The sequence below is a fragment of the Collimonas sp. OK307 genome (assembly GCF_900113705.1).
GTDB lineage: Bacteria > Pseudomonadota > Gammaproteobacteria > Burkholderiales > Burkholderiaceae_D > Collimonas.
In genome coordinates this window covers 148256-161330 of the sequence record NZ_FOQI01000014.1, presented here as the reverse complement: position 1 = coordinate 161330, position 13075 = coordinate 148256, and the positions used below count along the sequence as shown (strand labels likewise).

General features: G+C 54.5%; 10 protein-coding genes and 1 rRNA gene. 5 read left to right on the top strand and 6 right to left on the bottom strand.

Features of this window, described 5'->3' with window-relative positions:
• Window positions 1-64 precede the first annotated feature (64 nt).
• Window positions 65-177 (top strand): 5S ribosomal RNA (rrf, locus tag BM205_RS17990).
• Window positions 178-475: 298 nt separating this feature from the next.
• On the opposite strand, the gene katG is transcribed toward rrf, so the two are convergent.
• From katG to BM205_RS17980, 3 genes are all read right to left on the bottom strand, one after another.
• Entirely contained in the window at window positions 476-2620 is a 2145-nt protein-coding gene (gene katG, locus BM205_RS17985; RefSeq protein WP_092416232.1) for a catalase/peroxidase HPI, read from the bottom strand.
• Window positions 2621-2656: 36 nt separating this feature from the next.
• Window positions 2657-2854, bottom strand: coding sequence for a hypothetical protein (locus tag BM205_RS24095; RefSeq protein ID WP_139227315.1), 198 nt, complete (start codon window positions 2852-2854; stop codon window positions 2657-2659).
• A gap of 175 nt (window positions 2855-3029) precedes the next feature.
• On the bottom strand, window positions 3030-3923 hold the full coding sequence (locus BM205_RS17980; RefSeq protein WP_092416231.1) for a LysR family transcriptional regulator: 894 nt from the start codon (window positions 3921-3923) through the stop codon (window positions 3030-3032).
• 112 nt (window positions 3924-4035) lie between these two features.
• Between BM205_RS17980 and BM205_RS17975 the strand changes: the two genes are divergently transcribed.
• The gene (locus BM205_RS17975) at window positions 4036-5454 is read left to right on the top strand and encodes an aldehyde dehydrogenase family protein (protein WP_092416230.1); all 1419 of its coding nucleotides are present in this window, start codon (window positions 4036-4038) and stop codon (window positions 5452-5454) included.
• Window positions 5455-5701: 247 nt separating this feature from the next.
• A complete protein-coding gene (locus BM205_RS17970) occupies window positions 5702-7936 on the top strand; it encodes an NADP-dependent isocitrate dehydrogenase (protein ID WP_092416229.1) in 2235 nt (744 codons plus the stop codon).
• Window positions 7937-7997: 61 nt separating this feature from the next.
• On the opposite strand, the gene BM205_RS17965 is transcribed toward BM205_RS17970, so the two are convergent.
• On the bottom strand, window positions 7998-8204 hold the full coding sequence (locus BM205_RS17965; RefSeq protein ID WP_092416228.1) for a SymE family type I addiction module toxin: 207 nt from the start codon (window positions 8202-8204) through the stop codon (window positions 7998-8000).
• Between the two features lie 355 nt (window positions 8205-8559).
• Between BM205_RS17965 and BM205_RS17960 the strand changes: the two genes are divergently transcribed.
• Both BM205_RS17960 and BM205_RS17955 read left to right on the top strand, forming a co-directional pair.
• On the top strand, window positions 8560-9627 hold the full coding sequence (locus tag BM205_RS17960; protein ID WP_092416246.1) for a DUF2157 domain-containing protein: 1068 nt from the start codon (window positions 8560-8562) through the stop codon (window positions 9625-9627).
• Window positions 9624-10463 (top strand): DUF4824 family protein, encoded by an 840-nt coding sequence (locus BM205_RS17955; protein WP_092416227.1) that lies wholly within the window; start codon window positions 9624-9626, stop codon window positions 10461-10463. Before BM205_RS17960 ends, BM205_RS17955 begins: the two co-directional genes overlap by 4 nt.
• Before the next feature lie 45 nt (window positions 10464-10508).
• Here the strand turns inward: BM205_RS17955 and BM205_RS17950 are convergent, their stop codons facing one another.
• Both BM205_RS17950 and BM205_RS17945 read right to left on the bottom strand, forming a co-directional pair.
• Window positions 10509-10955 (bottom strand): hypothetical protein, encoded by a 447-nt coding sequence (locus BM205_RS17950; RefSeq protein ID WP_092416226.1) that lies wholly within the window; start codon window positions 10953-10955, stop codon window positions 10509-10511.
• Window positions 10956-11056: 101 nt separating this feature from the next.
• Complete coding sequence (locus tag BM205_RS17945; RefSeq protein ID WP_092416225.1) at window positions 11057-12985, bottom strand: diguanylate cyclase domain-containing protein; 1929 nt, start codon at window positions 12983-12985, stop codon at window positions 11057-11059.
• Between the last annotated feature and the right edge of the window lie 90 nt (window positions 12986-13075).

The following is a 13075-nucleotide window of genomic DNA, read 5'->3' as shown; positions in this document are numbered from 1 at the left end:
TACTTCTTCTAGATTGCGTTGTGCGTTGCTCCACCTGGAGAACGAACAGCGGTTACAAGTTATGCCTGATGACCATAGCGATTTGGTACCACCCCTTCCCATCCCGAACAGGACCGTGAAACGAATTTGCGCCGATGATAGTGCTGCAACCAGTGTGAAAGTAGGTCATCGTCAGGCTTTTATTAAAAAACCCTCTGAGCTTATCCTCAGAGGGTTTTTGCTTTGCGCGAACGCTTTGTACAACACCTGAAAAGCCGCGGAATACGATGCCGATATATACATCCGCCCCGGGCAAATTCACGAGTGATACACGATTATTACAGGCATAAAAAAGCCAGTCAGCTTACGCGACTGGCTTTTTGCTTGTTCATTCTATCAATCGTGATGTTCGTCGCTAGCCGGAGCGCAAGCCTATCGACGCTGGCGCAGCAGGCCCTGTCTGTCCTTGAACCAGACAAGGCCCCTGCAGTCGACATTACGCGAGATCGAAGCGGTCCGCGTTCATGACCTTGACCCAAGCCGCGACGAAGTCCTTGGCGAACTTCTCCTTGGCATCCGCAACTGCATAGACCTCGGCATAAGCCCGCAGCACCGAGTTGGAACCGAAGATCAGATCGTTGCGCGTGCCTGTGTACTTGACCGCGCCGGTCTTGCGGTCGCGTCCTTCGAACAATTCGGCCTCGCTGTCCACGGCTTTCCACTCCAGGTCCATGTCCAGAAGATTGACGAAGAAGTCATTGCTGAGTACGCCGACCTTGTCGGTGAACACGCCGTGCTTGCTACGATCAAAGTTGGCGCCGAGTACCCGCAGGCCGCCGACCAGCGCGGTGAGCTCCGGTGCAGTCAGTGTCAGCAACTGAGCCCGGTCGACCAGCAACGCTTCGGTCGCAGCACTGGACTTGCCCGGATTGTAGTTGCGGAAACCGTCGGCGAGTGGCTCCAGCACGGCAAAGGCCTCGACATCCGTCTGTTCCTGTTTGGCGTCGGTGCGGCCCGGAGCGAAGGGCACCTCGATTGAGATCCCACCCGCCTTGGCTGCCTGTTCAACACCAACACCGCCGGCGAGCACAATCACGTCAGCCAGCGAGGCCTTGCCCGAAGCCTTCTGAATGTCGACCAGCTTTGGCAAAACACTCACTGCCGTCGCGTTGACTTCCCAGTCCTTCTGAGGGGCCAGAGCCAGGCGTGCGCCATTGGCGCCGCCGCGTTTGTCACCGCCACGGAAGGTGGAGGCGGAAGCCCAGGCCACCGACACCAACTCGGCTACCGATAGACCGGAGGCTGCGATCTTGGCCTTGATATCGGCAATGTCGGCCGGTGAAGGCTGGTGCGTCGCAGCCGGCAATGGGTCCTGCCAGAGCATATCTTCCTGCGGCACTTCGGGGCCGAGGTAACGTGCCTTTGGGCCCATGTCACGGTGGGTCAGTTTATACCAAGCGCGCGCAAAAGCTTCTGCAAAGGCTTGCGGGTCCTCATGGAAGCGCTTGGATATCTTGCCGAACTCCGGGTCGAAGCGCAGCGTCAGGTCGGTGGTCAGCATGGTGGGCTTGTGGAACTTGCCTTGTATATGCGCGTCGGGAATGATGTCCTCGGCATTCTTGGCCACCCACTGTTTGGCTCCAGCCGGCGAATGGGTGAGCTCCCAGTCGTACTTGAACAGGTTCTCGAAGAAGTTGTTACTCCACAATGCCGGGGTTTTGGTCCAGGTCACTTCCAGGCCACTGGACACGGTGTCTTTGCCGTGGCCGCTGCCAAAGTTGCTGTTCCAGCCCAAGCCCTGGGCTGCGATGCCTGCGCCTTCCGGTTCGGGGCCCTTGTGCGATTCGGGCGCGGCGCCGTGCGCTTTGCCGAAGGTGTGGCCGCCGGCGATCAAGGCAACGATCTCCTCGTCGTCCATGGCCATGCGGCTGAAGGTGGCGCGAATGTCCTTGGCTGCAGCCATGTAGTCGCCACTGGCGTTCGGGCCTTCCGGGTTCACGTAGATCAGGCCCATGTGGGTGGCCGCAAGGTTGTTGTCCAGTTCGCGGTCACCATGGAAGCGCTTGTCGGTCCCCAGCCAGGTGGTCTCGGCGCCCCAGTTCACGTCCAGATCCGGTTCCCACACGTCTTCACGGCCGCCAGCGAAACCGAAGGTGCGGAAGCCCATGGACTCCAGCGCCACATTACCGGCCAGGATGAAAAGGTCGGCCCAGGAGATTTTCTGGCCATACTTTTGCTTGATCGGCCACAACAGGCGGCGCGATTTATCAATATTGACGTTGTCCGGCCACGAATTGAGCGGTGCGAAACGCTGTTGTCCACGACCGCCGCCGCCTCGGCCGTCGAGGGTGCGATAGGTGCCGGCCGAATGCCAGGCCATGCGGATGAACTGCGGACCATAGTGACCAAAATCGGCCGGCCACCAGTCCTGGCTGTCGGTCATGAGTTTGATCAGATCTGCCTTGAGCGCCTTGTAGTCAAGTTTCTTGAACTCTTCAGCGTAGTTAAACTTCTCGCCCAGCGGATTGGATTTATTGGAATGCTGGTTCAGCAAATCAACGCGCAGCTGATTCGGCCACCAGTCTTTGTTCGTTGTGCCGCCGCCGGCGTGGTGGAAAGGACATTTGGCTTCAGTTGACATGGGGATCTCCTTTGTCGTGGGTAAGTTGGGTGATTACTACAACATCTCTTTAACCAAGTCGTTCGGGCCAACAGTTTGTAAACTTTGATTATCGCCTATTACTGCGCCCTTATCCCGAGTGGGAGCTGCTGCAATACTTGGACCGCTGCCAAGGGCAATGACCGCCACTGCGATGGTCGCTAGACATAGAGCTGGCAGCCCGATATAGCGCCCGGGAAGTGAAGTATTTTTCATGAAGCATCTCTTGATTATCAAATGGCGTATTTATAATAATTTCAATTCACTGATAAATGAAATTAATTATTTCCATTAAATTGATAGCTATATGCAATCACTTTAATTGCAATCACTCTGATCGTACGCTCCGCCATATACAGAGCTTTCTTAAGTGCACTATTTACCGGTGATGCTAGTCGCTAAGCTCATGAACCAAGTCAACCAGCGCGCGCAGGCCTGCGGCCATGTGCCGGCCTTGCGCGTAATAGAGTGCCAGACCGGGAAATGATGGCGTCCAATCGTCCAAGACACGTATCAACCGCCCAGCCTCGATGTCTTCAGCGACGTACCACTCGCCCAAATACGCTAGACCGGCACCCACGCGCGCGGCATCGTAAATCAAATTGGGCTCGTCAAGCGTGAGCACCCCGGGCACATCGACGCTAATCGTCTCGCCACGCCGCGCAAACTCCCAAGGTGAGGCTGCACCGCTGGGAAACCGAGTGCGAACACACCGATGCGCGGCAAGATCGGCCGGCGACACGGGGATCGGGAACTCAGAAAAGTACCCGGGAGACCCAACCACCGCCATGCGCAGTTTCGCGCCGATAGGCACCCTGACCATATCGCGCGGAACCATTTCGCTCAGCCGGATGCCGGCATCGTAGTCTTCACCCACGACGTCAATCATGCGCCCCTCGGTAACGATTTCCACTTTCATTTCTGGATAACGCCGCAGGTACTCCGCGATTACCCTCGAAAAGACCATCCGCGCCGCTCCGGCGGAGGCATTAAGGCGCAGCGTTCCTTTTGGAGTCTGCCGGTGCTCGTTAATTCCCTCTATGGCGCCGTGAATCTCAACCATGGCCGGCGCAACGCGCGCAACGAATTGCTCTCCTGCCTCCGTCAGGGCGACACTTCGTGTGGTCCGGTTAAACAAACGCACACCGAGTCGCGCCTCCAGCCCGGCCACCGCATTGCTCACGGCGGTCGTGGACATCCCAAGCGCTGTCGCCGCTGCCCGGAAACCGCGGCATCGGGCCACGGCAAGCACCGCCTCCAATTCGATCAAACCTGATTTATGCATTGTTCCGATTTTCGTAATGATTAATCATGTTTTATCTATCTTATCAGGCTAGTTGCTCGCGCGTAGACTTACAAGCACAAGCCAGGTTTGGCTGCACTTCAAAGGAACAATCATGCGACTTCTCGACCAATTCTATATTGACGGTGCCTTCGTGGCGCCACACGGCACGGACACCTTCGACGTTATCAACCCGACCACTGAACAGGTCATAGCCATAGTCACCTTGGCCGACACCGAGGACACGCAGCGAGCCGTCGCTGCGGCAAATCGAGCTCAACCCGCATTTGCCCGGACCACCAAGGCGGAGCGCATCGCGATGTTGACGCGACTGCACGCAGCCATCTTGGCCCGAGCCGACGCGCTGCGTGACGCCACGATTGAGGAATACGGTGCGCCTGTGTCGCGCGCAGCCTGGATTGCAAATTTCTCAGCGCAGTCCTTCCTCGACGCTGCCCAGGTATTGGAGAGCTACGGCTTCACCCGGCAAATGGGGAGCTCAATCGTGACGATGGAATCGGTAGGCGTTGCTGCACTCATTACACCGTGGAATAGTTCTGCAGGGTCCATCTGCAGCAAGCTGGCCATGGCAATCGCGGCGGGCTGCGCTTCAGTGATCAAGCCTAGCGAGATGAGCGCCCTCCAAAACCAAATCGTAATGGAAGCGATTCACGACGCCGGATTGCCGGCGGGTGTCGCCAATGTGGTAACGGGGCGCGGCGACATCGTAGGTGGTGAATTGAGCACGAATCCGAACGTTGCCAAGATCTCCTTCACAGGCTCGACAACGGTTGGCCAGATCATCCAGCGAGCGGCTACGGCTACCATGAAGCGGGTCAGCCTTGCACTAAGCGGCAAGTCGCCCACCCTCATTCTGGACGATGCCGACCTCTCGCAGGCCGTTCCCCTCGCTCTGAACGCGGCCTTCATGAACAACGGCCAAGCCTGCATTGCCGGCTCTCGTCTGATCGTGCCGGAGGGGCATTTAGCCGAAGTGATCGAAATCGTCAAAGCAGTCGTTGCTCAAATGAAGGTGGGCGAGCCGAGTGACCCGGCTACTGTTATTGGTCCGCTCGCCAGCCGAGCTCAGTTCTCGCGTGTGCAAAACTACATCCAACTTGGGTTGCAACAAGGCGCCACACTGATTGCTGGCGGTGAGGGCCGGCCGGAAGGTCTTGAGACGGGTTATTTCGTCAAGCCGACTGTCTTTGCAAACGTTCGCAACGACATGGCCGTTGCACGTGAGGAGATATTCGGCCCCGTGCTCTCCATTCTCACGTATCGAAGTGAAGCCGAAGCCATTGAGATAGCGAACGATACGATCTACGGGCTTCAGGCCTATGTGCATTCGACCAGCGTGGAACATGCCAAGGTAGTTGCCACGCAGCTGCAGGCCGGTCGTGTATTGATAAACTGCCTCCAGCACGATCCGCTCGCGCCATTTGGCGGCTTCAAGCAGTCGGGGATCGGTCGCGAATATGGCGTGCTCGGGTTGGAGTCGTACCTGGAAGCGAAAACGTTAATTGGTGCGTAAGCACCGAAATATGATGCGGAACACCTGCGCAACGGATTCAAGGTAAACTGCCGGCTGAATTTTTGTTTGGCGCTTAAACGGCAGGTCGAATAAACTTCACCTCTTGGGAAATGTGGCTTGCATTCAAGGATACGTTGTCTCCATGTAATCGCAGTTTCCAGACTAATTCAGCGCGCCCTCAAGGGGGCAGGACGCACCAAACCAATGCGGCAGCGCCAACCGACACATCAACCGCAAGGAGATTAAAGTGACTGCAGGTAAATCAACCATCATCTATACGCTTACCGACGAGGCACCGCTTCTGGCAACCGCTTCTTTGCTGCCTATCGTCAGGACCTTCGCCGCAGCGGCCGATATTGACGTCGTCGAGAGTGACATCTCGGTATCGGCTCGGATTCTTGCCGAATTCTCCGATTGCCTCGCTGATGACAAGAAAGTGCCGGACAATCTGGCCGAGTTGGGACGCCTCACTCAGGAACCCGATACCAATATCATCAAGCTGCCGAACATCAGTGCCTCGGTGCCGCAGCTGATCGCGGCTATTCGCGAACTGCAGGCACGCGGCTACAAGATCCCCGACTTCCCCGAAGACCCGAAGACCGACGAAGAAAAATCCATACTGAAGCGTTATTCAAAGACGCTGGGTAGCGCGGTCAATCCGGTGTTGCGCGAGGGTAATTCCGACCGCCGTGCACCAGCGGCGGTGAAGCGCTTTGCGCGCAAGAACCCGCACTCCATGGCCAAGTGGAGCCCGGCATCCCGCACGCACGTATCCCACATGCACGGTGGGGATTTCTACGCCAGCGAAAAATGCATGACGCTATCCAAGGCCTGCGACGTGAGGATGGAGCTGGTCGCCAAGGATGGCGCAGTCACAGTCTTGAAGAACAAGGTATCGCTGCAGGAAGGCGAGATCATCGACAGCATGTTCATGAGCAAGAAGGCGCTGTGCGCATTCTACGAAGAACAGATGGAAGACGCGCGCGAAACCGGCGTGATGTTGTCGCTGCACGTCAAGGCGACGATGATGAAAGTCTCGCACCCCATCGTTTTCGGGCATGCGGTAAAGATTTTCTACAAGGACGCCTTCGCCAAGCACGGCAAGCTGTTCGATGAACTGGGCGTCAATGCGAATAACGGTTTGAGCAGCGTCTACGAGAAGATCGCGACCCTGCCGGAATCAAAGCGTGATGAAGTGATCAAGGACCTGCACGCTTGTCATGAACACCGTCCGGAACTGGCGATGGTGGACTCGGCCAAGGGTATCTCCAATCTGCATGCGCCTAACGACGTGATCGTCGATGCTTCGATGCCGGCCATGATCCGTCTCGGCGGCAAGATGTGGGGTGCGGATGGCCGTCCGAAAGACACCAAGGCGGTGATCCCCGAAAGCACGTTCGCCCGGATCTATCAGGAGATGATCAACTTCTGCAAGACCAACGGCGCGTTCGATCCGACCACCATGGGCACCGTGCCGAACGTCGGTCTGATGGCGCAAAAGGCCGAGGAGTACGGCTCACATGACAAGACTTTCGAAGTTCCGGCTGATGGCGTGGCGCGCATTGTCGACCTGGACGGCACCGTGCTGCTGGAGCAGAACGTCGAGCAGGGCGACATCTGGCGCATGTGCCAGGTCAAGGACGCGCCGATTCGCGACTGGGTCAAGCTGGCGGTGAACCGCGCCCGCCTGTCGGGCATGCCGGCGATTTTCTGGCTGGACGAGTACCGCCCGCACGAAGCCGAGCTGATCAAGAAGGTGAAGACTTACCTGAAGGACTACGATCTGACTGGTCTCGACATCCAGATCATGTCGCAAGTGCGCGCCATGCGTTACACCCTGGAGCGCGTGATCCGCGGCAAGGACACCATCTCGGTGACCGGCAACATCCTGCGCGACTACCTGACTGACCTGTTCCCGATCATGGAACTTGGCACCAGCGCCAAGATGCTGTCGATCGTGCCGTTGATGGCTGGCGGCGGCATGTTTGAAACAGGCGCGGGTGGCTCGGCTCCGAAGCATGTCAAGCAGCTGGTGGAAGAAAACCACCTGCGCTGGGATTCGCTGGGCGAATTCCTGGCACTGGCGGTGTCGCTCGAAGATATCGGCATCAAGACTGGCAACAACAAGGCCAAGATCCTGGCGCAGACCCTTGATGACGCTACCGGCAAGCTGCTGGAGAATAACAAGTCGCCTTCACCACGCACCGGTGAGCTTGATAACCGCGGCAGCCATTTCTATCTGGCCATGTACTGGGCACAGGCGCTGGCGCAACAGACTGAAGACGCAGAACTGCAGGCGCAGTTTGCTCCACTGGCCAAAAAACTGACCGAGAACGAGCAGGCCATCCTGGCGGAATTCAAGGCGGTGCAGGGTAATCCGGTGGATATCGGCGGCTACTTCATGGTCGACCAGGAGAAGCTCAAGACAGTCATGCGGCCAAGCGCAACCTTCAATACCGCGTTGAACGCCGCGGGCATCTGACGGTAAGGTAATACGGATCTGCAGCAATGCTGCAGATCCGTACCGGCGATGTCAGTGAAATCTAGTCACTGGTAATCATCAGGCAACCGGTCATGACCCTGACACGCACGTTTGCATCGGGGCTGAAACCTGTTTGTTTGATCCCGTCGCCATGCAGGCGAATCCAGAGTGTTTCAGGATCATCATCCTGATAGAAGGACACGTTGAGCCGTTGTGCTGCGTTTACTATCGATGTGCTGGTATCTCGCGTACTATTGCGCTTAGCCATATTCAACTCCGGTTTAGTTGCTTGTGGTTAGCGGGTCATGGGTGCTGGTACACCTCTGATCCGCGTCTATTTGCTGCTCTGCATAACGCTCGTTACTCCGAACGCATTCTTAAAAATAGCACGTGCGCATGTTTAAAGACATCGTTATCGTGCATCGATAGATTTTTAAGAAAATGCAGATACTTGGGGTTGTTGGCATCGACATCGGCGGAGCGTTATACCATCGGCATATCAGAGGTTAATAAGAAAATACCACGGCAAGCTATAGATTATCCGCGTTAAAACATGAAATGTGTCATTGCAAGGCTTGCCCCCGATCTCGCTGACGCAACACCATACAAATGACGACGAGACCATGAGCATACCCACGCAAACAGAAGCGCAGCGCCGTGTAGATGAAATCAACGTATTCCAGCAAGAACTGGGACGGCTGCAACAGGGTGGCGTCCTTACGCTATCAGAAGAGCAGCAGCATTCAGTGTCGTCGCACTACCAAGCATTGCTCGCTGACCTTTCCCGTACGTTCGATATAGACCGAAACATCCAGTCCCGGCAACTCTCGTCAGGAATGCGCATCGCTTCCTTTTTAGGGGCATTAGCGTTAGCCGCGAGTATTTTCTTTCTGTTCTATCAGTTCTGGGGAACGCTATCGACTCCTGTGCAGGTAGCAATCCTGGTCTTGGCGCCGCTTGGTACTTTTCTAGGCACGATGTGGGTACAAAAGCGCGACTCGACCGGCTATTTCGCCAAACTCGTGGCCATGGTGTCCTTTGCCTGTTTTGTGCTCGACATAACCATGCTCGGACAGATATTCAATATCACGCCGTCCGACAACGCCTTGATTGCGTGGGCTGCGTTTGCCATGCTCTTGGCATACACGTGCGAACTGCGCTTGCTGCTGGCAGCAGGGATCATTTGTCTGATCGGCTTTGTCTCCGCCCGTACCGGAACCTGGTGCGGCATGTATTGGCTGGATTTTGGCGAACGCCCGGAAAATTTCTTTCCGGTGGCCATCATGCTATTCCTCATTCCGCAATTTGTGTCGCATTCGCGGTTTGCCGGTTTTGCGACGCTATATCGCGTGTTTGCTCTTCTGAGCCTGTTTTTGCCGATGCTGGTATTGGCCGACTGGGGCGGAAACAGCTATCTTGATATTGACACCGATTTCATCAGACACGGTTACCAACTCGCGGGATTCCTGTTCAGCGCGGGCGCGATCTGGCTGGGCATACGCCGCCACTGGCCAGAAGTGATCAACACCGGCGTGACTTTTTTCGTCATTTTCCTGTACACCAAATTTTTTGATTGGTGGTGGGAGTCGATGCCCAAATACTTGTTCTTTTTAGTGCTTGGGTTGACTGCCGTTCTGGTTCTGGTGATTCTCAAGCGTTTGCGGACAATGCAGGCCGGGGAGGGAGCATGATGAGCTGGACTCGCCGATATTCCATGATCACAGGGGTGGCGCTGATCCTCCTGGCGAATCTGATCGCGCTGCTGGGCGTCATGTTCAATCGTAGCGGATTGGCAGACAGCACCCTCCAGTTGTCTCAACGTGAATTGCAAATCCCCTACCGCAGGACGCAGAATAATGACAATAACGGGATCTCGCTCGGACTGCAATGGCGGCTCCTGGGCTCCGTGAATCAATACCAGCAATACCGCGGCAACGATCCTGGCTGGCTAGACAAAGCGAAGCTGGCGTCATTGGGTTTCAATGTTTCGATGCCGATTGATACTGAGCGTGGTCGGACGGCTTATCAAAAGCAGCTTTCTAAACCGGTGTTCCTGGTCATGGAATTCGATGGCCCCGCATATCAACAGTCCATCGAACTTGCAAAACAGGAGGATGCGGATGACTCAAAGAAAAAGGCAGAGGATGACAAAAAAAAGAATCAGCCGACAGCTTTGTCACAAGAGTTGAATTTGAATAGCCGGCTATTCATCGTCGATGCCAGTTCGGATCGTGAAATGCTTCGTGCGAAATACCCGGATACGCATCACTACAGCATTGTGCGCGGTCAGATTCAACCGAAGGTGAATTACAACAAGGAAAAGCAGCCGCTGATGACCGGATACATAAAAGATGTTAGCGCGCAAAGCATCAATGTACCTTTTGAATTCCGAGACGTGTTCGAGCCGACGCTGAGGAAAAGTCAGAAATATGGTTACGCCGGCAATGACAAACTGCCTTCCATCGAAGCGACGGTTGCGTTCGGCAGGCGGCTCGAACCTTGGATAGTGGCGGCTTCAACAAAGTAATAACGGCGGCCATTGCGGGATCCAGCTGATAGCCGCACGAAGGCGTCATTCGCTCGGCTTCAAATCAACGCCTTCCAGGTTATTGACAATATCCTTCCCGCCAGAACAGTTAACAGTCGCCACAGGTTTATTGTCGATTGAGACGTTTACGCCACTTTCAATGTTGTGGTCGCCAAGCTTGTCAGATGAGAAAAAGACGCTGTATGTTGTATTCCCGTTCGGGATATCAACCGAGTAGGTCATATCCCGCCCGATGCCCTGGTACTGGCTAGTTGATGCAAACTTGCGCGGAACCGCCAGGGCGATGTCAGGTTTACTTTGTGGTTTTCCGAAGGAATAGCTGATCGTACTTCCTGCATCGCAAACTTCTATTTGTTTACCGCTTTTCGCAGAGCACGAAAATAGCGTCTTGCTACCCCCCTCACATTTTGCATAAGCAAAGCTTGAGAACATGGCTGCTATTACAGGAAGTGCGATCAAATATTTATACATTATTTTTTTTCATGGGAGGCTCATTGTTGATGTGGCGGGGCAGGAAATTTATTGGTTAACCGTGGCGCCAGAGAGCGTGATCGTCACGTTGAAAATAGCCGTCAGTACTCAATCCCGTGCTCACTGAATCGCTCCTCATAGAATCGAAATTGTCCCTTGCCTGCGGACTTGGCAGAATACATGGCAATATCCGCATTCCTGAGCAGTGTTGCTGAATCGTTGCCATCGTGCGGGAATAGACTTATTCCGATGGACGTACCGACGAAAACGACTTTTTTTTGCTCTGAAATTTCAAAGGGTACGGAAAATTTCTGGTTGATGCGTGCCGCTACCTGAGCAACTTCTTCCTGGCTGGCGAAAGAATCGAGTAATAACGTGAACTCGTCCCCGCCGAGGCGAACCACCTTATCTACCGGCCTCAATACTGACTGTAGTCGTATCGCTGCTTCCTGCAACAACTGGTCTCCGGCTTCATGGCCCAACGTATCGTTGATAGCCTTAAAGTTATCCAGGTCAATGAAAAGAATGGCAAACATCGTATTGCGCTTTCTTGCCTGGTTTAGTGCCGCGGGTAAAAATTTCATCAGCCAATGACGATTGGGGAGCGAGGTGAGGGCGTCTATATTCGCCATCTTCAACAGAGCTTGTTCGTAAGATTTTTTCTCGGAAACGTCTCTTATCGTCATCGCCAAACCGCGTCCCGAGCGGACTAGTCGCCGAAACATCCAAATAGTTTGCTGCGAATTATTATTACGATTATGCGAAGCCTTGAATTCGTCTTCATAAAAACCAATCTCCATCGCCCTACGGAAAATGGCGAGTACGCGCTGAGAAACCGCGCCTGAATACAGGTCGGAAAATTTTTTCCCGACGAGTTCTTCCTTTGTGTAACCAACCAGAAGAGCGCCGCGGTCGTTACAGTCCTTTATCATGAAGTCGACCACATTTTGTTGTGGATCGTAGAGCGCGCGCACCATGTAAAAACCCTCGCGAGCGCCGTCGATTGCCAGTTGATAGGTGTTTTTCACTTCATTCGCTTGATATTTTCGCCAAGCCAGTCGCGATAAAAGGAAAATGCCGGCCGTAGCAAGCAGAAGCAAAAGCGCGCTGCCCGCAATCGCAATATTGCGATAGTTATCCGCGGTAGGCTGATACGCGGCAAGCGCAGCTGCGTCGGATAAACTGACGAAGGAAACAAGCGGATAGCTACTTAGCTTTTGCCAGGCAACGATGCGCGACTCGCCGTCAACAAATTTATCCCCCGGTATGCGCCTGATACCGCCAGGCAGTTCAAATACCTGAGGAGAGCGGTATATCGTAGGCAATGACCTGATGCGGTCACCCATTTTGGCGGCCAATACGACGCCATCCGTATCTTTTATAGCCAGACTATCGCTCGTTCCCAGGCTTGACTCGTCGGTGAATGCGGCAAGAAAACCTGGTTCGATACCGACTACGACTATGCCATCAAATGAGCCGTCTGCATTGTCCAGTCGTCGCGTAAAGCGAATGACTTTTCTCCCGGAACGCCCCCCTTTGCCTGGTTTTTCAATACGCAGGATGTTTTCTGGATTCAACTGCCGATTTTTGAAATAATCCCTCTGAGCGATATTGGGCGCAGTGGCCTTATCTAGAGTACTGGTCACAATCGTTCCATGACTATCTATGATTGAGGCATAAATTTGCGCCGACCTTGGGTACAGTCCCTGCTGCAATTGATCTTCCAGCTTTAACGCCCCGTGGAATGTCTGCCAGCCGTATTTAAGATTTCGCGTTATCTGGTCGATTTGATCAACAGAACGAGACAGTTGTTCGGTATAGGCCTTTGAGAGTTGCGTCGCTTTCGTGAAAGTATTCTTTTCAATCTCAGCCTTGTCGCTTTGAATTTTTGCCAGCGATATCGTCCAGACCAAAGCTCCCAATAACACGCACGCCAGAAACCACGCCAGGAGTATGCCCATGCTGCCGCGGAGGAATTCAAATCGTTGAATTTGGCGAGTAAGGCGCTTAGCTAGACTGCTATCAACCATGAAGCGATATCCATTTTGTAGGACGGTCGTAGAAAATAGCAGCAGGCAGGATTTATGTCAGATGGGATGCTTGCTATTCAGCTTCACACA